Source organism: Stenotrophomonas mexicanensis, from assembly GCF_032911605.1.
In the GTDB taxonomy this organism is placed as follows: Bacteria; Pseudomonadota; Gammaproteobacteria; order Xanthomonadales; family Xanthomonadaceae; genus Stenotrophomonas; species Stenotrophomonas maltophilia_A.
The window spans coordinates 106,972-127,092 of sequence record NZ_JAWJTG010000002.1; the positions used below are offsets into that span (position 1 = coordinate 106,972).

15 protein-coding genes are annotated in these 20,121 nt (G+C 67.5%); 3 read left to right on the forward strand and 12 right to left on the reverse strand.

Annotated elements, in window-relative coordinates; translation table 11 throughout:
• Positions 1-66: 66 nt before the first annotated feature.
• Positions 67-3,129 (reverse strand): bifunctional diguanylate cyclase/phosphodiesterase, encoded by a 3,063-nt coding sequence (locus R1L06_RS02190; RefSeq protein WP_049398333.1) that lies wholly within the window; start codon positions 3,127-3,129, stop codon positions 67-69.
• Positions 3,130-3,305: 176 nt separating this feature from the next.
• Here R1L06_RS02190 and R1L06_RS02195 point away from each other — a divergent pair, with 176 nt between their 5' ends.
• Entirely contained in the window at positions 3,306-5,417 is a 2,112-nt protein-coding gene (locus R1L06_RS02195; protein ID WP_317216808.1) for a M13 family metallopeptidase, read from the forward strand.
• A 132-nt stretch (positions 5,418-5,549) separates the two neighbouring features.
• On the opposite strand, the gene R1L06_RS02200 is transcribed toward R1L06_RS02195, so the two are convergent.
• Together R1L06_RS02200 and R1L06_RS02205 are read right to left on the reverse strand one after the other, a co-directional pair.
• Positions 5,550-6,722 carry an MFS transporter gene (locus tag R1L06_RS02200; RefSeq protein WP_317216809.1) on the reverse strand — a complete coding sequence of 391 codons (1,173 nt, stop codon included), beginning with the start codon at positions 6,720-6,722 and terminating at the stop codon, positions 5,550-5,552.
• Positions 6,719-7,933, reverse strand: a complete 1,215-nt coding sequence (locus tag R1L06_RS02205) for an MFS transporter (RefSeq protein WP_317216810.1) — start codon at positions 7,931-7,933, stop codon at positions 6,719-6,721. The genes R1L06_RS02200 and R1L06_RS02205 overlap by 4 nt, the downstream gene beginning before the upstream one ends.
• Positions 7,934-8,066: 133 nt before the next feature.
• Here R1L06_RS02205 and R1L06_RS02210 point away from each other — a divergent pair, with 133 nt between their 5' ends.
• Positions 8,067-8,654 carry a TetR/AcrR family transcriptional regulator gene (locus R1L06_RS02210; protein WP_317216811.1) on the forward strand — a complete coding sequence of 196 codons (588 nt, stop codon included), beginning with the start codon at positions 8,067-8,069 and terminating at the stop codon, positions 8,652-8,654.
• 111 nt (positions 8,655-8,765) lie between these two features.
• Here the strand turns inward: R1L06_RS02210 and R1L06_RS02215 are convergent, their stop codons facing one another.
• Positions 8,766-9,695: an oxygenase MpaB family protein gene (locus R1L06_RS02215; protein ID WP_317216812.1), complete on the reverse strand. Its 930-nt coding sequence runs from the start codon at positions 9,693-9,695 to the stop codon at positions 8,766-8,768.
• A 309-nt stretch (positions 9,696-10,004) separates the two neighbouring features.
• On the opposite strand from R1L06_RS02215, the gene R1L06_RS02220 reads away from it, so the two are divergent.
• Complete coding sequence (locus R1L06_RS02220) at positions 10,005-10,619, forward strand: hypothetical protein (RefSeq protein WP_032128761.1); 615 nt, start codon at positions 10,005-10,007, stop codon at positions 10,617-10,619.
• Between the two features lie 39 nt (positions 10,620-10,658).
• Here R1L06_RS02220 and R1L06_RS02225 read toward each other — a convergent pair whose 3' ends face one another.
• The 8 genes from R1L06_RS02225 to R1L06_RS02260 all read right to left on the reverse strand — a co-directional run bounded on the left by R1L06_RS02225 (position 10,659) and on the right by R1L06_RS02260 (position 20,047).
• On the reverse strand, positions 10,659-11,003 hold the full coding sequence (locus R1L06_RS02225) for a hypothetical protein (RefSeq protein WP_032128762.1): 345 nt from the start codon (positions 11,001-11,003) through the stop codon (positions 10,659-10,661).
• 18 nt (positions 11,004-11,021) lie between these two features.
• A complete protein-coding gene (locus R1L06_RS02230; protein ID WP_032128763.1) occupies positions 11,022-11,792 on the reverse strand; it encodes a LytR/AlgR family response regulator transcription factor in 771 nt (256 codons plus the stop codon).
• Positions 11,782-13,041: a sensor histidine kinase gene (locus R1L06_RS02235; protein ID WP_010484138.1), complete on the reverse strand. Its 1,260-nt coding sequence runs from the start codon at positions 13,039-13,041 to the stop codon at positions 11,782-11,784. Before R1L06_RS02235 ends, R1L06_RS02230 begins: the two co-directional genes overlap by 11 nt.
• A 212-nt stretch (positions 13,042-13,253) precedes the next feature.
• A complete protein-coding gene (locus tag R1L06_RS02240; RefSeq protein ID WP_149909017.1) occupies positions 13,254-14,903 on the reverse strand; it encodes a M28 family metallopeptidase in 1,650 nt (549 codons plus the stop codon).
• Between the two features lie 415 nt (positions 14,904-15,318).
• Positions 15,319-16,965, reverse strand: a complete 1,647-nt coding sequence (locus R1L06_RS02245) for a CsgG/HfaB family protein (protein WP_317216813.1) — start codon at positions 16,963-16,965, stop codon at positions 15,319-15,321.
• 16 nt (positions 16,966-16,981) lie between these two features.
• Positions 16,982-17,659: a hypothetical protein gene (locus R1L06_RS02250; RefSeq protein ID WP_317216814.1), complete on the reverse strand. Its 678-nt coding sequence runs from the start codon at positions 17,657-17,659 to the stop codon at positions 16,982-16,984.
• Between the two features lie 100 nt (positions 17,660-17,759).
• The gene (locus tag R1L06_RS02255) at positions 17,760-18,860 is read right to left on the reverse strand and encodes a hypothetical protein (RefSeq protein WP_049398326.1); all 1,101 of its coding nucleotides are present in this window, start codon (positions 18,858-18,860) and stop codon (positions 17,760-17,762) included.
• Positions 18,851-20,047: a hypothetical protein gene (locus tag R1L06_RS02260; protein WP_317216815.1), complete on the reverse strand. Its 1,197-nt coding sequence runs from the start codon at positions 20,045-20,047 to the stop codon at positions 18,851-18,853. Before R1L06_RS02260 ends, R1L06_RS02255 begins: the two co-directional genes overlap by 10 nt.
• Between the last annotated feature and the right edge of the window lie 74 nt (positions 20,048-20,121).

Sequence of the window (20,121 nt, forward strand, 5' to 3'; positions counted from 1 at the left end):
GGCCGCTGGCCGGCAATCAGACACATCCCGGTCCTGGGCGAATGCCGCCAGCGGCCGGCACTACACTTAGGCGGCAACCTCATCCAGCGCCTCGATGATCCGCTCCAGCGGCGCCGGCCGCCCAAGCAGGTAACCCTGCACCTGGTCGCAGCCGTGCGCAGCCAGCCAGTCCAGCTGTCCGGGCGTCTCCACGCCTTCGGCGATGATGGTCAGGCCCATGCTGTGGCCCAGCGACAGCAGCGCGCGGCAGATCGAGGCATTGCGCGGATTGGTTTCCACGTCGGCGACGAAGCTGCGGTCAATCTTCAGGATGTCCAGCGGCAGGTGCTGCAGGTAGGACATGCTGGAATAACCGGTACCGAAATCATCCAGCGACACACTGATGCCCTGCTCGTGCAGGCGTTGCATGGTCTGCATCGCCTGCGCCGGCTTGCGCATCAGGCTGCTCTCGGTCAGCTCCACGTGCAGCGCGCCGCGGGCCAGGCCGAACTCCTGCTGCGCGCGGGTGAACTCGGCCACCAGGTCGCTGTTGAAGAACTGCACCGCCGATACATTGACCGCGATCGGCAGCTCGCCCCAACCGGCCTCGACCAGCCGGCGCTGCGCCTTCGCCGCCGCACGGATCACCCAGCGGCCCAGCGCCAGGATCAGCCCGGTGTCCTCACACAGCTGGATGAACTCGTTGGGCGGGATGAAGCTGCCATCGGCCTGCGGCCAGCGCAGCAGAGCCTCCAGCGCGGCCGGGCTGCCATCGCTGGCGTGCCGGATCGGCTGGAAATACAGCTGGAACTCGTTGTCGATGGCGGCGTGGATGCGTCCGGCCAGGCGCAGGCGGTCGGCCAACCGCGTGGTCACCGCCGCGTCGAACCAGACCACCACATTGCCTTCGGCGCGCGCGGCATGCGCGGCCTGTGCGGCCATGCCGATCACCTGCTCGGCGCTGTGGCCGTCGCCGGCAATGTGCACGGCCACGCCGATGCGCGGCTCGAACTGGTGCAGCGAATCCTTGCCGCGCATCGGCGCCGACACGATCTGCAGCAGGTCGTCCAGCACGCGCTGGGTATCGTGCTCGGCACCGATGGCAAACACGAAGTCCTCCGCCGGCTGGAATGCCAGCGTGCCGCAGCGCGCGCCCAGGCCACCGAGCCGGGTCGCCATCGACTGCAGCACCGCATCGCCGATCTCGCGGCCCAGCGTATCGGCCACCAGCTGCAGGCCGCGCAGCTGCACGAACGCGATGGTGTAGCCCTCCTGCTGCTCGTCCAGCTGCTCGGTCAACGCACGCACGTTGAGCAGGCCAGTGGCCGGGTTGTGCCGCGCCTGGTAGGCCAGGTCGCGCTCGTAAGCCAGCCGTTCGCTCACATCCTCGGCCAGCACCAGGCAGGCGGGCTGGCCATCGAAATCGAGCCTGGACAGGTGTGCGCGCACTTCGAACACACTGCCGTCCTTGCGCCGGTGCAGGCGCACGGTGGCATCCTGCAGCTCGCCGACACGGGCCTTGGCGATCGCACCCTTCACCTCGTCCCAGCCTTCGCGCGGGCGGATGTCGAGGATGCTCATCGCCAGGAATTCCTCGCGGCTGTAGCCGTACTGGCGCACGGCGGCATCGTTGACCTCGATGAAGCGCAGCGTATCCGGATCGAACACCCAGAACGGTGCTGGATTGCGGTCGAACAACAGGCGGAAGCGGCGTTCCACTTCGCTCATCTGCTCGCGGGCCTGGTAGCGTTCGCTCAGGTCGGTCAGGGCACCGATCATGCGGCGCTCGCTGTCGGCCACCTCCACCCGCTGCCCGCGTGCGCCCACCCAGCGCACTGCGCCTCCGGGCAGTACCAGGCGGAACACCTGGTCGAGCACCGCGCCACCGGCGAAGGCCTGGTCGAAGGCCTGCTGCAGGCGCGCCGCATCATCACGATGCACGCGCGCGAAGAAATCGGCCACCGGCAGCGCATCGGTCTGCACGCCGAAGATCTCACGCGCCAGCGGTGACCAGCGCAACAGTGCGGCATCCTCGTCCACGTACCAGGTGCAGACGCGCCCGACCTGGTGGGCCAGGCGCAGTTCGGCATGCCCGGTCTTCAGTTCCTCCGCCATCGACTGCTGACGGCGGGTGCTGCGGCGCACCGCGTACAGCAGGACCAGCAGCACCCCGACGTAGGCCAGCACGATCGCTACTGACGCCTGCAGGTAGGGCCACCATGGCGCCAGCACGTCCTCATCGGCCAACCCGACCTGCACCGCCAGCGGGCTGCGCTCCAGCGTGCTGATGGTGATGATGCGCTGCACACCATCGACCGCGCCCGGCAGGCTGCCCAACTCGACCACGGCCTGCTTGCCGAGCAGGTCGCGATGCGGGAGATCGTAGCGACGGCCGACCGTACCGTGCGGGTCCGGTACGCGGGCCAGCATGTAGCCTTCCGCATCGCTGATCGACACCAGCCCGTTCGGGCCAACATCGAGGCCGCCGATGATGCGCTGCAGTTCGCCGCAGCGCAGCCGCGCCAGCAACCAGCGGTCACCGGCCATCGGCAGCGCCAGCGGCACCACCCAGCCACCGTCGCTGGCGCGCAGCGGCGGGCCGATGTACAGCGAACTGCCCAGGCCGCGGCGCTGCGGATCGGTCCACAGCGGCAGGTTCAGGTCACCTTTGCCGGCCGTCAGGGCGCGGCCATAGCTGTCCAGCACCACGATGCTGTGCAGCTCGGCATGCCGGCGCAGCACGCCGCCGATGGAGGCATCAAGCAGCGCCGGCGCCTGCGCGGGCACGCTGCGGAACACTTCAACGGCATCGGCGGCGATGCCGGACATCGCCCGCTCCAGGTTGCGCAGCTCCAGCGCCAGCAGGCGCTCGCTGCCCACCGCCAGTGCACGGCTCTGGCGCTGTGCGGCCTCCAGCCGGCGGTGATGGTCGTTGGCCAGCATGGTGGTCAACCCGGCCACCAGCAGAATGCCCAGCAACACCCCGCCCCAGGTAATGGCGCGCAGCGGCCGGGCCAACGCCCGTTTCAGCGCGGGCATCGGTTGGTCTTCCTTGTGCAGTCGGCTGGCTTCATGCGCGAACGAATCCTCCACATCCCCGACCTCAACGGCCGGCGGACGCCATTCTTGACGCCTGACCCGCCCCCGCATGGCCACCTCCCCGTGTCCGCGCAGGGCTCCTGAGGCCAGCATGCACCACACCGGTGACGGCGTGAAGATCGCTTCCGCGCGTTCAGCCAGATCCCGCACAGGGCGGGCGGCACTACGGGAGGGCCAGCCGGGGCGGAGCGGATTAGACTTGGGGTTTTCCGCTGCAAGAGAAGTCCATGTCCAAGCTGCGCCGTCCCACCCTGGCACTGGCCATCGTTGCCAGCCTGTCCCTGGCCGCCTGCGACCGCCCGGCCGATCCGGCTGCCGGCACCGCCGCGCCTGCCGATGCCGCACCTGCGGCCGCCAAGCCGATGCTGGGCAGCTTCGGCTTCGATGCCAGCGGCATGGACCGCAGCATCAACGCCGGCGATGATTTCTTCGGCTTCGCCAACGGCACCTGGGTGAAGAACACCGAGATCCCGGCCGACCGCTCGCGCTTCGGCAGCTTCAACGTCATCGCCGAGAAGACCCTGGCCGACACCCGCGCCATTCTCGAAGGCGCCGCCGGCAACACCCAGGCCAGCGGTGACGACAAGCTGATCGGCGACTACTACGCCGCCTACATGGACGAAGCCGGCATCGAGCAGCACGGCATCGCGCCGGTGCAGCCGCAGCTGAAGGCGATCGAGACCATCGCCGACAAGGCCGGGCTGGCTCGTGCCCTGGGCGGCGACGTGCGTGCCGACGTCGACCTGCTCAATGCGACCAACTTCTACACCGACCGCCTGTTCGGCCTGTGGGTGTCGGTGGACCTGCTGCAGCCGGACCGCAACGCGCCCTACCTGGTGCAGGGCGGCCTGGGCATGCCCGACCGTGACTTCTACCTGGGCGGCGGCCGCATGGCCGAGCTGCGCAAGCAGTACCAGGCCTACATCGCACAGATGCTGCAGCTGGCCGGTGTCGCCGATCCGGCGGGCAAGGCGCAGCGCATCCTCGCGCTGGAGACGAAGATCGCGCAGGCGCACGCCACCCAGGAAGAAACCAATGATGTGACCAAGGGCGCCAATCCCTGGACACAGGCCGACTTCAATGCCAAGGCGCCGGGCATGGACTGGAACGCCTTCCTCGACGCGGCCGCGCTGGGCAAGCAGCAGGACTTCATCGTCTGGCAGCCCAAGGCCGTGGCCGGCCTGTCCAAGCTGGTCGCCACCGAGCCGCTGGATGTCTGGAAGGATTACCTGGCCTTCCACGCGCTGGACCGCGCCGCTGCCTACCTGCCGAAGAAATTCGCCGATGCCCGCTTCGCCTTCCACGGCACCACGCTGAGCGGCACGCCGCAGCAGAGCGACCGCTGGAAGCGTGCAGTGGACGACGCCAACCATGCCATCGGCGAAGCGATCGGCAAGCGTTACGTCGAGAAGCACTTCGACGCCAAGACCAAGGAACGCGCGGACGAGATGGCAAAGAACATCATCGCCGCCTTCGCCAAGCGCATCGACGCGCTCGCGTGGATGTCGCCGCAGACCAAGGCCAGCGCCAAGGCCAAGGTGGCCGGCCTGACCGTGGGCATGGGTTACCCGGAAAAGTGGCGTGATTACACCGGCCTGGAGATCCGCCGTGATGACGCGCTGGGCAATGCGCAGCGCGCCGAACTGTTCGAGTACCAGCGCAACATCGCCAAGCTGGGCAAGGCGGTCGACCACAGCGAGTGGGCGATGCTGCCGCAGACCATCAACGCGATGAACGTGCCGCTGGAGAACCGCCTGGTGTTCCCGGCCGCGATCCTGCAGCCGCCGTTCTTCGACGGTTCTGCCGACGACGCGGTGAACTACGGCGCCATCGGCGCAGTGATCGGCCACGAGATCAGCCACGGCTTCGACAACGCCGGTGCGCTCTTCGACGAGACCGGCAAGCTGCACAACTGGTGGACCGCTGAAGACCTGAAGCAGTTCAACGCCGCTGGTGATGCGCTGGCCGCACAGTTCAGCAGCTACGAGCCGTTCCCGGGCGTGCATGTGAACGGCAAGCTGACCCTGGGCGAGAACATCGCCGACGTGGCTGGCCTGGGTACCGCCTACGATGCCTACCAGCTGTCGCTGCAGGGCAAGCCGGGCCAGACCCTGGAAGGCTTCACACCCGACCAGCGCTTCTTCCTCGGCTTCGCCCAGGCCTGGCGCAGCAAGAGCCGCGAGCAGGCGCTGCGCAACTCGCTGCTGACCGATGTGCATGCACCGGGCCAGTTCCGCGCACTCACCGTGCGCAACATCGACGCCTGGTACCCGGCGTTCGAAGTGAAGGAAGGCCAGAAGCTGTACCTGGCCCCGGACAAGCGGGTCAAGGTGTGGTGATGTAACCGGAACGGGCGCCGAAAGGCGCCCGTTTCATTTCCTGGTAGCTGCCAACCCTGGTCGGCACATGCCCCGCTCTGGTGGGTGCCAACCTTGGTTGGCACGGGGCAGGAATCCACGCATGGCGTGGATCTACCTGCGGGTGGTGGCAACCATCAGGAGAGCGCTCGCAGCCAACACCGCAGCAGCCCAAAGCGTGGCGTATGACCCGACACCATCCAGCAGCCGTCCCCCGCCCCACGCGCCGAGCGCGATACCGATGTTGAACACGCCCACATACAGGGCGGTGGCGATCTCCACGGCCTGCGGCACCGCTTTCATCATCCAGCTCATCAGGCCCACCGATACGCCGCCATAGGCCAGGCCCCATAGCAGCAGCACCGCAATGCCACCGCTCGGCGTGCCACCCAGCCACAGCAACAGCAGCGGCGTCAGCAGCAGGCCCGATGCGATCGCCAGCAACGTACCGCGCGGATGGCGCGCTGCCAGCGGCCCGGCAATGAAGTTGCCGGCGATGCCGGCCAGGCCGTAGGCAAACAGCAGTGCACCGATCCACGACGCCTCCACGCCCGAGACGGACGTCAGCAGCGGCCGCACGTAGGTGAAGGCGATGAAGTGCCCGGACACCAGCAGCACGGTCAGCCACAGGCCATGCCGCAGGTCACGCTGGCCAAGCTGCTGCACGAACTGCCGCAGCCGCACCGATGTACTTACAGGTAACGCAGGAACCACCCGCAGATGCAGCAGCATCACCGCCGCACTGAACAACGCCATCGCTGCAAAGGCGCTGCGCCAACCCAATGCATCCCCGATCAGCGCGCCCAACGGAACACCCAGCACCGACGCTGCGGCCACGCCGCCGAAGATGATCGAGGTAGCCAGGCCGATGCGGTCAGCCGGCACCAGGCGCGCGGCCAGACCGCCGGCGATGGCCCAGATGCCGCCCATGCAGAACCCCACCAGCACCCGTGCGGCCAACAGCCAGCCGATGCCCGGTGCCAGCGCCGACGCGAGGTTGGCGACCAGCAGAAGCGCAAGCAGCGCGCACAGGATGCGACGGCGATCGATGCCACCGGCTGCGATCACCACCAGCGGTGCGAACACTGCCGCCAGCAGGGCCGGCAGCGAGATCATCAGGCCGGCGGTGCCGGTGGACGCGCCGAGATCTTCGGCGATCGGGGTCAGCAGGCCGACCGGCAGCATTTCGGTGGTGACCACCGAGAACGTGGCGAGGCCGACGGCGGAAACCGCCCACCACGGATGACGAGGCACAGGCGCGGCGTGCGCAGGCGATGAAGCGCTCACGGGACGATTCCTTCAGGGGATGTGGTCGAGGCAGACGGGCGCAGTGCACGGTGTGCGAGCACGGCGAACAGCAGCACGCCACCGCCTGCCACCAGCGCAACAACAAAGCCGCTGCGCACGCCCCCCGCATCGACACTCCGCCCAGACAGCGCCGCGCCCAGCGCCACGCCGATGTTCAATCCGGCCAGCAACCAGGTCATGCCTTCGGTCAGGCGCGATTCGGGCACGTACTGTTCGACCAGCGACATCGCCACGATCATCGTCGGCGCGAAAAACACCCCGGCCAGCAACACGGCAACGGCCAGGGCAGGCAGGCTGCCGACCCACAGCAGCGGTAGCGTGGCCAATGCAGTGGCCGCTGCTCCGGTCAGCAACAGGCGCGGCAACGGGATCTGCAGCTTCAGCGCACCAAACAGCAGGCCCGCCGCGCAGCTGCCCAGCGCATAGGCCGACAGCACCCAACTGGCAGCCAGTGGCTGCCCGCGCTGTTCGGCGAAGGCCACGCTGGTGATGTCGACGGTACCGACAATCACACCCATCGCCAGCATCAGCAACGCCAGCAGGCGGATCTCCGCTTGCCGCAGCAGCGAGCGCGAGGGTGTTGCGCCTTCGCAGCGCTGCAGCGGTGGTTCGGTACCGCGTTGCAGAACCAGTGCGGTCACCCCGAGCACCAGCAGCAGGGCGGCGGCCAGCACGCCGGCCTGCGGCCATACCGCCACCGACAACCCGACGGACAACGGTGGCCCGGCGATGAAGGTCACCTCGTCGAACACGGTCTCCAGCGAATACGCGGTCTGCAGCTGCGGGCGCCCGCGATGGATCGCGGTCCAGCGCGCGCGCACCATCGCCGACACGCTGGGCATGCAACCGGCCAGCATCGCCGCAATGAACAGCGTCCAGTCCGGCGCGGCCAGCAGCGTGCACGCAAGCAGCAACAGCAACCCGGCCGCACTGGCCGCGGTGGCCCACGGCAGCACCCTGCCCTGCCCGCGCCGGTCGACCCAGCGCGATACCTGCGGCGACAGCAACGCGTAGGTCAGCACGAAGGTGGCCGACACCGCACCGGCCAGTGCATAGCTGCCGCGCAGCTGGGACAGCAGGGTGATGATGCCGATACCGGTCATCGGTAGAGGAAGGCGTGCCAGCAGCCCGGCCAGGGCGAGGCCGGCGGTGCCGGGGGCCGCGAACAGGTCGCGATAGGGGGTGGCCATCAGGTTCTCCAGGGCAGCGACTTGCCTGGCGCACCGGGCGCCACGACAATACATACAGAGCGTATGAATAAGAGGCTACATTCATACGTACCGTATGTAAATAATCATGCACTGTGTATGTAAGGAGCTCCGGATGGTTCGTCGCACCCGCGCCGAGATGGAAGAAACCCGCGCCACCCTGCTGGCCACCGCCCGCCGGGTGTTCAGCGCGCATGGCTATGCCGCCACCTCGATGGACGACCTGACCGCCCAGGCCGGGCTGACCCGCGGCGCGCTGTACCACCACTTCGGCGACAAGAAGGGTCTGCTGGCGGCTGTCGTCGCCCAGCTCGATGCCGAGACCGACCTGCGTCTGCAGGCGATCAGCGATGGCGCGGATGATGCCTGGGACGGCTTCGTGCAGCGTTGCCGCGCCTATCTGGAGATGGCACTGGAGCCGGAGATCCAGCGCATCGTGCTGCGCGATGCGCGCGCGGTACTGGGTGGCGCCTCACCGGAATCGCAGCGCCACTGCGTGCACTCGATGCAGCACCTGATCGAACATCTGGTGGCGCAGGGCGTGGTGGCGCCGGTGGACGCGCAGGCGCTGGCGTCGCTGATCTACGGCAGCCTGGCCGAGGCCGCGTTCTGGATCGCCGAGGGCGAGGATGGCGACGCGCGCCTGCAGCAGGCGACGGCGGCGCTGGGGATGCTGTTGCGTGGGTTGAAGTCGGCCGGGTGAAGCCCATCCACGCATGGCGTGGATCTACTGCGGAATCCGCTCTGGTAGAGGCCAACCTTGGTTAGCGCTTCTGCGGCACCGCGCGAAATGCGTGCCAACCAAGATTGGCACCTACCGGAGCAGTTCGGGCCACCCGCGCAACACCGCCACCGGCACGCCCATGCGCGTGCAGGCGCGGCTGGCCAGGCCATCGGGCAGCGCGCGGCGGAACAGCGGCGCCATGCCCTGCATCAGCTTCGCCGACGCTGCAGCTTGCGCGCGCTGGCGCGCATTGCGTTCCAGCATGCCCTCCGCCCAATCCGGCAGCAGCGCCGCACCGGCGCCGAGGAACACTTCGCGCGACAGGCCCGGCACCGGTACCGGCAGGCGCACGCCGGACAACACCTCCAGCACTTCGCGCGAGCGTTCGTCGACGCGCAGTTCCGGCTGCCGCGCGCAGAAGTACGCCGCCACTTCCGCTTCACTGCGCGGCACATCCACCGCACCCAGTGCCTCGGCCACGCAGCGGTACTCGTCGTAGTAGCGATCGGCGATGTGCGCCGGCACCTCGCGCCCGTAGCGGCGGAAGCCTTGCAGGAAGCCAAACGCCTCGGTCACGTGCACCCACGTCAGCAGCTGCGGATCGTCCGCCGCATAGGGCTCCCCCTGCGCGGTCTGGCCGCGGATCTGCGCATGGATGCGGCGTACCTTGGCCACCAGCGCCTCCACCTCGCCGCTGGGCGCATAGCTGGTGCCGGCAACGAAGGCGGTGGTGCGGCGCAGGCGTCCCACCAGGTCCTGGCGGAAATTGGAGTGGTCGTAGACGCCGGCCAGCGCGCGCGGGTGCAGGGTCTGCAGCATCAGCGCACACAGGCCTCCGGCCAGCATCGAGGGGAACTCGGCGTGCAGCCGCCAGGTGACGCTGTCCGGGCCGAACCAGCCCGGGTCTCCCAGCGGGTGGTCGTAATCGATGCCGCTCTGGCCACGCGGGAAGGCCTCCAGTACCCAGCGCCGGATAGGCGCGGTGACGGGGCGGGAGAGTCGCTGCAGCAGAGCCGGCATCACAGGTCCAGGAAAGGCGGAAGAGCGGCCGCAGGTTGCGCGGTCGGCCCCGATTCTGGGCGATCACGACGCCGACGGCGAGTCTCCGCGCTCAGCCACGGTTTCATGTGCAGCCGCAGCACGTTTCACCCTGCGACATCCTGTCGCAGGCTGCGACCATGATGTTGCGATGCAACAACATTCACCCATTCAGACAAAACCCTTACGCCGCTAGGCATTGCGCCCATTGCACGGCTCGCTGGAAGTGCTAGAACTGAACCCGCCACACCGTCCAACGCTGATCGACGCACGTTCCACAAGGAGCCAGCCATGATTGCTTTGTTCAAGGGTTTGGGACTACTGCTTCGCGACAACGAGCTCTACAGCAGCCCGTTCGAAAAACAGGTCGCGCACTGGCGCAGCCTCAGCGAGCAGCAGATCCGCGATGAAGTGGCTGTGCTGGCCCAGGCCAAGTGCCAATGGCTGATAGCCTCGATCGTCGGCTGGCAGGCGGCCTCGCTGCTGATCCTCGGGCTGATCACCAACTACCTGTGGCGCGACGATTACCACATCACCTTCACCCGCGTGGTCGTGGTGTTCGGCTCATGGATCTCGATCCTGTTCGTGATCTGGTTCATGGCCAACATGTTCGACCGCACCGCCGGTTTCGAGCGTTGGATGAAGGCCTTCAACAGCCGCGCCCGCATCAGCTCCAAGGCCGACAGCGTCGAGAACGTGGCCGAGGCACTGGACCTGGCCGAACACTACCCGGAAGTGCTGGACTACAAGCAGGCCGTCACCGCCAAGCGCGAGCTGCGCCATGAGGACATCCGCATCATGACCGAGATCGGGCGCATGAAGCAGCACTCAGAACTGGTCGGCCGCCTGAACCATGTGGGTGAGAACGAGCACCACCACGACCTGACACTGCAACCTGCCTACTGACCCTTCAGGGAAGCGGGGGGACCCACAATGCCACCGTGATCACTCACGGTGGCATTGTTCTATCGGGTCCTGGCTGACGCATTGGTGGAAGCCCCTGGGCAGGTCACGCATCGCCTCGGTCTTTCCCACCGCCACCGCGAACCGACGCAACGGCGGCGTGGCACACGCGGCCCCGCTGCTGCATGCAGGGTCCAGCACCACGTAGTGGCAGTGGCCACTGCTGCTGGCGATGCACTGGAACCGCGCCTCGCCATCGACCACGGTGCGTTTGCTGTACAGCGTGTCCACGCCGTTGGCATTGGTACGGGTGATCGAGGTTTCGCTGGACTTCTCGCAGCCGGCCAATGACAGCGCAGCAACGCAGGCAAACAGGAACAGGCGCATGGTGCCTCCAGGGTGCGGCTACATGCCGCGGAACAGGCTCATGAACGGTTGGCTGACCACCAGCGTCTCCGTACGCCCACGCAGGCGCAGCACCCCGCGCCCGGTATCGTCGCGGCTGACCGCTGCCACCGCCTTCATGTTGACGATGGTCGAGCGATGGATCTGGCGGAAGTGCTGCGGATCGAGCACTTCCAGCAGCTCGCGCAACGGTGTGCGCAGCAGGCTCTCACCGGCCGCGGTCATCACGGTGGTGTACTTGTTGTCAGCACGGAAATAGGCCACGTCTTCCAGCATGATCAGCTGCGTCTCGCGGCCGTTGCTGGCGGTGATCCAGGCCAAGGGCGGGCGCTCTGCCGCCCTCTGCGACGGCCCCAGGCGCTGAAGCAGGCGTTCGAGTACGGCATCGTCCTGGCGCGTTGATGGCAGCCGCGACAGGATGCGTTCGCGCGTGGCCAGCAGGCGCTCATCGCTGACCGGCTTCAGCAGGTAGTCCATCGCACCCTGCTCGAACGCGTCGATGGCGTACTGGTCGTAGGCGGTAACGAACACCACCTGGGTGCGCGGGCTCAGTTCGGACAGCGAACGGGCCACTTCAATGCCACTGATGCCGGGCATGCGGATATCGAGGAAGGCGATGTCCGGCTGTTTCTCGGCCAGCTGTTCCAGCGCACTGGCGCCATCCTCGCACTCGGCCACCAGCTTCAGGTCCGGCCACAACCGGCCCAGCTGCTCGACCAGCGACTGCCGCAGCAGTTCCTCGTCTTCGGCAATGAGCGCCTCAAGCGGCATGGCTGCGCTCCTTGCTCGACTGCGGCAGGGTCATGGTCGCGGCCACGCCGCTGGGGAAGTTGGCGACGATCGCCACGCCGGCCTGTTCGCCGCAGGTCAGGCGCAGGCGCTCGCGCAGGTTCTTCAGGCCGATGCCGGTACCGCTGGTGCCCTGGCCGAAGCCGAGGCCATCGTCGGCCACCGTCACCGTTACATGGTCATCGAAGCCACGCGCCAGGATCCAGATCGTGCCACCGCCGGGCTTCGGTTCCAGGCCATGCTTGATCGCGTTCTCCACCAGCGTCTGCAGCGCCATCGCCGGCAGCTGCACGCCGTGCAGTTCGTTCGGTACCTGCACCTCCACCCCCAGCCGTGCGCCCATGCGGATACGCAGGATCTCCAGGTAGGCACGGGTGCGCTCCAGCTCCACGCCCAGCGTGGACAGCGATTCGTCCACCTGTGGCAACGAGCTGCGCAGGTACTGGATCAGGTGGCCCAGCATCTGGTCGGCACGTGCCGGGTCGGTGCGGGTCAGCACCTGCGCGTTGGCCAGCGTGTTGTAGAGGAAGTGCGGTTCCACCTGCGCATGCAGCAGGTTCAACCGGGCCACCGACAGCTCCTTTTCCACCTGGGTCTGCTCAGCCGCGGCCTGCTCGTCGCGACGCTGGTCGGCAACACGGCGGCTGATCGCGCGGGTGACCGCTTCGGCGTTCTCGAAGTTGCTGCCCTCATCCAGTGCCAGCAGGTCGGCCCACCAGCCGGCATCCGGCTCAAACAACAGGGTGACGGTACTGGTGCCCTGCCCCGGCGTGACCGTCGCCAGCACGCTGTTGCGCTTGATCGCCAGCCGTGCCGGCAGGTTCCAGCGCGATGGCTGGCGGCCGTTCCAGGCATCCACGCGGCGCACGTAGGCCCGCACCTGCAGGCTGCCGGCCGAACTTTCCACGTCTTCAACGCGCGGCAGTTCAGCGATGGCCGCTTCCACCACCGAGAATGCCTGGCCGGCATCCATCGGCAGTTCCACCTGGCGGCGCTGGCGGCCGGAGAGCGTGGTCGAATCCAGCCGGCCGGCGACCAGCCAGACGCGGCGTACATGGGTAATCGCGCTGCCCAGCGCGGAAATCATCAGGAACATCGCCAGCAGGCCGAAGATCCAGCCGGGGCCATCGTTCATGCCGCTGAAGATGCCGCTCCAGACCATGCCGGCGACAAACAGCGCCGCAGCCCAGGCCAGCAGGTGACGAAGCAGGAGAGAGAGGCTGGCGAACACGGCGGCGCCTTGGAGGAAGGGGGTGAGCCGAGCATAGGGCGGCCCGCCGGGCAAACAAGCGGGTTGCGACGAAGGGCCGGAAAGCGGGGATGGAAGCCATTCTGGTAGAGCCGGCCGCTGGCCGGCTCCCCATGACCTCCACAAGCATCACAAGGTTGCCGGCCAGCGGCCGGCACTACCCGGGAGGCGCCGGGCGAACCCGGCGCATTCCCTTACTTGCGCTGGTCGGCGCTGGCGTCACGCACGGCGCGGAACGATTCGTCCTTGCTCCAGTTCGGCCAGCTGCGCGAGTTGGCCAGCTGGTTGCCCAGCGTGTACAGCACTTCCAGGTCGCGGGCGGCACCAGCGAACACCCAGTCCGGCTGCCACTCGTCGCCCTGCTGGTGGTAGCGCTTGGCGGTGTAGTCCTCGGAGGCCTTCTTGCCTGCGGCCACGCCACCGTCCACCCAGTCCTGGCCGGCCGACCAGGACAGTGCCGGCACGCCACGCTTGGCGAACGGGAAGTGATCGGAGCGGAAGAACAGGCCCGCTTCCGGCTTCGGGTCCGGCGTGTAGCGGATATCCCAGCCCTTGGCCACGTCCTTCAGCTGGTCCAGCAGCTCGAAGCGCGCGGCACCGTAGATGCCGAAATCACGCGACGGCCCGAACGGCGCCATGCCATCCATGTTGATCACCGCCACGGTCTTTTCCAGCGGATACAGCGGATGGGTGGCGTAGTACTCCGAACCCAGCAGGCCCTTTTCCTCGGCGGTGACCGCCAGGAACAGCAGCGAACGTTGCGGGCGCTTGGCCTTGGCGAAGCCACGGGCCAGTTCGATCAGCGATGCGGTGCCACTGGCGTTGTCCAGAGCGCCATTGAAGATCCGGTCGCCACGTGCGTCGGGCTCGCCCACGCCGATGTGGTCCCAGTGCGCGCTGTAGACGATGGTCTCGTCCGGGTGGCTGCTGCCTTCCAGGCGTGCGGCCACGTTGTGCGAGGTGATCACTTCGGTCTTCACCGCGTACTTCGCGTCCAGGCTGGCGCCGGTCAGCGGCACCGGGGTGAAGTCGCGCTGCTGCGCCTTCTTCTTCAGCGCCTCGAAGTCCTGCCCGGCCGAGCGGAACAGCTCCACCGCCAGGTCACGCTGGATCCAGCCTTCCAGCAGCGGGTGGCTGTCGGCCGGGTTGTCGCGCACCACGTCGAACATGGTGTTGGTGTTGGAACCGGCCACGGTGGCCCAGCCGTACGACGCCGGTGCGGTCTCGTGCACGATCAGCACGCCCAGCGCGCCCTGGCGGGCGCCTTCTTCGTACTTGTAGGTCCAACGGCCGTAGTAGGTCATGCCCTTGCCGTCGAAATCACCCTGGCCGGTCTCGAAGTCCGGGTCGTTGATCAGCACGACGGCGATCTTGCCCTTCAGGTCCACGCCCTTGAAGTCATCCCAGTTGCGCTCCGGGGCCTTCACGCCGTAGCCGAGGAACACCAGCGGGGCCTTGCTGATGTCGACGTTGCTGGCGCCGTTCATGGCGGCGCGCACGGCGATCTGCTTGCCCTGCTCCAGCGGCACGGTCTTGCCGCCCTGGTGCAGCGCCAGCTGCGGTGCGCCGACGATGTCGCCCTTGCGCAGCGGCACCGCCTGGGTCCACAGGCGCTTGCCGTCCTTGAGGTCGCCGCCCGGCTGCAGGCCGGCGTCGGCGAACTGCTTGCTGAGGAAGGCGATGGTCTTCTCTTCGCCGGCGGTGGCCGGGGAGCGGCCTTCGTAGGCGTCGGAGGCCAGTTCCTTGACGTCGGCGGAGATCCGCGCGCCATCGAATTTCGGGGTGGCCGCCATCAGTGCGCTCGACACCGACAGGGCCAGCACGCCCAGCACTACTCGTTTCATTGCTCTCTCCAGCAGGGAAATCCTTCTGGAGTGTAAGGGGTTCGGCAGGGCTGCGCCCTGCACCCGCAGAAACAACGGCAACGGCCGAAGCAACAGCAAAAGCTGGGTTCCTGAGGGTAGGCGGGGTGGGTCCGGTTGCGGGGGACGCCGTGAATCCGTCCCTGGAGGCTTGGGCGCGCCATCCATGGCGCTTACACCCCCGCAACCGGACCCACCCCGCCTTCGAAAGATTTCTGCTGCTGTTGGTAGGTGTCGACCTTGGTCGACACACCGCTGTTGGTAGGTGTCGACCTTGGTCGACACGCCGCTGTTGGTAGGTGTCGACCTTGGTCGACACGGGCGGAAACAAGAAAGGGTCAGAGCTCTTTCCCGGTGGGAAAGGGCTCTGACCCCATCTGTGTGCTGCCTTGGCGTGTTACCAGTTCGGGTCTTCGGCCGGGGCGGCAGCGGGCTTGGGCTTCGGCTTGGCCGCCGGGCGCGCGGCGGCAGCCGGTGCAGCCGAGGCCGTTGCGCCGGCAGCGGCAGCAGCCGGCTTGCTGCCCAGCTTCTGGCGCAGTTCAATCTGCCCCGGACGGAAGCCGCCGCGCATGGCGTCGACACCGTCTTCGATGGTGCCGTACGAGGTCTGTGCGGCCACGCGGTCGATGCGGATGGTGCAGCACGGGTGTTCGCTGCGGCCCAGCGAGCGGCCGGTCTGCGGGTCCTTCAGTTCTTCGCCCAGGCGCACGGCCTGCCAGCGCTGGCCGGCCTGCACGGTGTCACCGCCCTGGCTCAGCACCACCTGGTCTCCGTCCACCGAAACCACCGACACCGGGAACAGCGTGGTGACGATGGTGGTGCCGATCTGGCCGGACAGCGATTCCATCATCGCCGCGGCCATGTTGCGGCCGTTGACCACGCGCGGCAGGGTGCTGGGGCCGGTCGAGGCCAGCTGGTGGTCGAAGCTGTCGGACATCACCACCTGGCCGGTGGTGGCGTTGATCAGGCGCAGGGTAATGCGGCCGCCACCGGAGTACGAGGTCACCTGGCGGTCGGACATGCGCAGGTTGCGCACGCTGCGCGGGTACTCAAAGCGTTCGATGGTCGGGATCAGGATCAGGTCGGTCGCCAGCTGCTGGCCGACGCGTGCGGTGTCCTGCAGGCGCACGTTGCCACTGTTGATGTGGTCGATCTCGGCCTGCAGTTCGTCGCCGAACTCTCGGTCCAGCACGATGAAGCGCTGGGTCTGGGTCAACGTGTCGGACAGGCGTGCGCGGATCGCGTCGGCCACTTCGTCCGCGTCCACGCGGCCGTCGCCCACGGCATAGCTGCCGGCCTTGGTGCGCGGCAGTGCAACCACGATCTTCGGCTTGCCCTGCTCGTCCGGCGCGCGGTACTGGGCGATCTGTGCGCGCACGCGCACCTTCCAGTAGCTGCGCATGCGGCGATGGGTCACGTCGGAATCGAACGAACTGGCGCCACGCTTGGCATCGACGTTGACCTTCTCGTCGTAGCTTTCCCTGACGCTGGCCGAGGCCGAACCGCTCTTGGCCGAGGCTTCGCCGGAGGCACTGGCCGACGCCGAGCCCTTGAAGCTCCAGCCTTCATCGCTGGCGCGCACGCGGGCGATGGTTTCCTCGTCCAGCTGCCGCACTTCATCCTGCGACAGGATTTCATAGCCCAGCACCGCGCCCTGCGAGCCGGCGATCATCTGCTGGGTGAACGCGTCGGCGCGGATATCGCCGACGTGTTCGTCATCCACATCCACATGCAGGCCTGCACGCAGGCTCTGCATCTGGCTGGCCACGCGTACGCCGTTGACCTGCGCCACCGCCGACTGCAATGCCGCCAGCACCGCCAGTTCCGGGGTGCTGCCGATGCCGTCGGCTTCGCGCGCGACCTGGGTGGTGCCGCCGAAATCCGGCGTGCCACGCAGGGGCGCTGCTTCCACTGGCGCATTGCTGGCCAGTGCACTGGTTGCCTTGTCCTTGGCGGGCGCGGCAGCCGGGGTGTCCTGCTTGCCACAGGCTGCAAGCAGCGTGGCAGCCAGGCCCAGGCCGATCAAACGGTAGGTCATACGCATGGAGATTCGCCTCGGATCAGAGCGTGTCGAGCATCGAATCGGCGTTGGACGGCACCTTCACCTTGCTCTTCTTGGCGAAGGTCACGGCCGACTTGGTCGAACCGTACAGGCCCTGGATGAAGCCCGGCGATTCCTTGGCCACCCATGCACCGGCGGCCAGCTTGCGGCCGACGGTGGCCAGCTGGGTCGCGCCCAGGTTCTTCATGCCGGCGGTGAAGCTGCTGGCTTCGCCGCCCAGCTTCTGTGCTTCGGCCGCCGAGGACAGCAGCGAGACCAGGCCTTCGGCGTAGTGCTGCTTGGATTCAGCGTTCAGTTCCGGCTGTGCGGCCTGGCGCTCGTTGATCGCCGCCTGCGCAGCTTCACTGACCGACACGGACTTCTTCATCGCATCGACGCTGACCGAACCCGACGACAGCGCCTGGCGCTCGGCTTCCAGCAGCTGCACCTGCTCGGCCAGGCCGAAGGCGCGGGCAAACGAGGTCTGGGCCTGCAGCGAGTGCGACTGCGAACTGACGAAACGACGCACCAGCGCTTCCTGCGCGGCTTCGTCCGGAGCGGCGGCGCTGGAGGCGCTGCTGCTGGAGGTGCCGGTAGCGGCGCCAGCCAGGTCCTTCAGCTTGCCCAGGCCAGCGTGGGCCGGCATCGACAGGGTGGCGGCAGCGATGGCCACGACAAGAGCGGTATTGCGGATCATGTGAGTGTCCTTTTGGGAGAGACGGCCGCGAAGCGGCACGTGGGAAATCGGTAACCCCAGGGCGATGCCGAGCGAGCTCGGCACCCACCGGGGTGGCGGATCAACGAACTGCCTTGACGTTCAGTTCGTTGATCATCTGCTGGGCAGCCTTTTCAGCCGCCAGCTGCAGCGCGTTGGTACGGGCGACGGTTTCGTTCGGGCCGGTACCGGAGAACTGCACCGGGCCCACCGACGACACGGTGCGCGGGAAGCGACCAGTCACATCCAGCACCTTGCCGGTGACCGTGACGAACACGCGGGTGTTGCCGCTGGCCGGGTCACGGTCGCGCATGCCGACGTCGAGGGTGCCGACGGCGATGTACGGGATGTTGGCCGCACGGATGCCGTTGGCGGTATCACGCAGGGTGGCCGGGGCCAGGTCGTTGCCGGTGCTGAAGTCCTTGCGGATACGCTCGATGCTGAGCAGACCGCGCGACTCGCCTTCCACGTATTCGGCTTCAACCACTTCGTAGCCGGCGGCGCTGAAGGCACCGGTCATCGCGGTGTTCACTTCGGCGGCGTTGGCCACCTTCCAGCTGATGTTGTCGCTGCGCTGGGTGGTGCTGCCGCCGCTGGTGACCGACATCGAACCGTTCTGGTTGATGCTGCCGTTGGTGCTGACCGAGTTGCCGCGGAAGCTGTCGCCTTCACGGGTGTTCTCGCTGTAGCTGCTGCTGGCGTCGACGCGGCGGTATTCCTTGTCCTGGAACGACTGCACGGTGTCCTGCGAGCGCGCCATGAACAGGAAGGTCAGCAGCGAGCGCTGCGCGGCGGTGGCACCGGCGACGGCCGAGCCGGCATCCAGCTTGGTCTGCAGCAGCGTGGTGTTGATCTCGGCGCGGACGGTGACGGTGTAGGTCTTGGCCTTCTTGTCTTCGGTGTCCGACAGCTGCACGGCGCTGAGCACGTAGCGGTCGATCTCGCCGATGAACTCGGAGCGACGTGCTTCGAACAGGCGCAGCTTGGCCGCACCGGTTTCGGCGATGTACGCCTCCAGTGCATTGACCTTGGCCTTGTTCAGGGCCTGGGCACGGGTGTCGGCACTCAGGCGCAGGCCGTAGCTGGCCGAACCGGTACCGCGTGAACTGGCGGTCTGTGCAGCGACCGGGGAGGCCACCACCAGGGCGATGAGGATGAGCAGGATGGTACGCATCAACGACATGACTTGATCAACTCCTGGAGGGCTTGGGTCTGCTGCTGCAACGGGCGGCCGCCCGGCTTCTGTTCGTCCAGCCAGCCGCGCGAATCGGCGCGCTTGGCGGCGGCGCCGGCGAAGGCGTCGAAGCCGGCCAGCAGGGTTTCGTAGCTGGCCGACCACTGGTCGACCTGCCACTGCGTGACCGGCACCACCTTGGTGGCACCCTTGCGCAGCGGCTGTTCGAAATAGACCTTGCCGGAGAACGGCTCGGTCACCTTGGCGGTGAAGAACGCGCCGAACAGCATCGTCTTCATCGCCGGGGTTTCTTCGATCACGCCGTTCTTCAGCGCATCCACCTGCAGGTTGATGACGTAGTCCGGCTCGGGAATCTTCAGCTGGTAGACCTTGCCGTCGGCAAAGCGCGCCGCCATCGCACCACCGATCGCCTGGCCCGAGGCCGGCGGCAGCAGGCCGACGCCGGTATTGGACGACAGCGTCTTGGACAGCTCATGGGCCAGCGTGGCGCGCAGCGGGGCTTCCCACTTCGGGTCGGGCAGCTTGGCGCGGACCGCGTCGGACAGGGTTACGCCACCGACCTGCAGGCGACGCACGGCGGCATCGGGCAGCCTGGCCTGGGCGAGGCTGGCAGCCAGCACCTGCGACAGGCTGGTATCGGCGCTGCCATATAGCAGATCGGCGACGATCGCGTCGATATCGTCGTTGTCCGGCCGGTAATCCTGCACGTCGATGCGCTGCAGGGTAAGCGGATAGGACGCGATCACCTGGCGCTCGCGGAAATCGAAGAACAGCGCCTGCAGCGCCACTTCCACCAGCACCTTGTACTGGTCACCGATCGGCTCGACCGAGACCAGTTCGCGGTCCAGTGCCGCGGCCAGCACTGTCGCACTGGTGGTGCCGTCGAGCATCGCCACCGGCTGGTCGATCAGCTGCAGGTGGGCCGGGGCGCGGCGCTTGAGCGACTGTGCCAGGGCCTGGTTCAACGGGATCAGGCCGCCCTGTTCCAGCACCGCATGCGCATGCGGCGTGGTCGCCTGCACGGCAGCGGCATCAGCGGTATAGGCAAAACCGGCCCAATAGGCCTGCTGTGATTTGTCTGCCGCCTGTATGGCCATCGGCCATACGGCCAGGCACAGGGCACAGGCAAGCAGGCGCGCAAAAGCGCGCGATGCGCTCTTCGTCCTTGAATACATCCAACCGCTCCTCGGTCAATACGCATGGAAAGTGGACGCTGACGCGTCCGCTGGGCGCGAAACATAACGGCTCG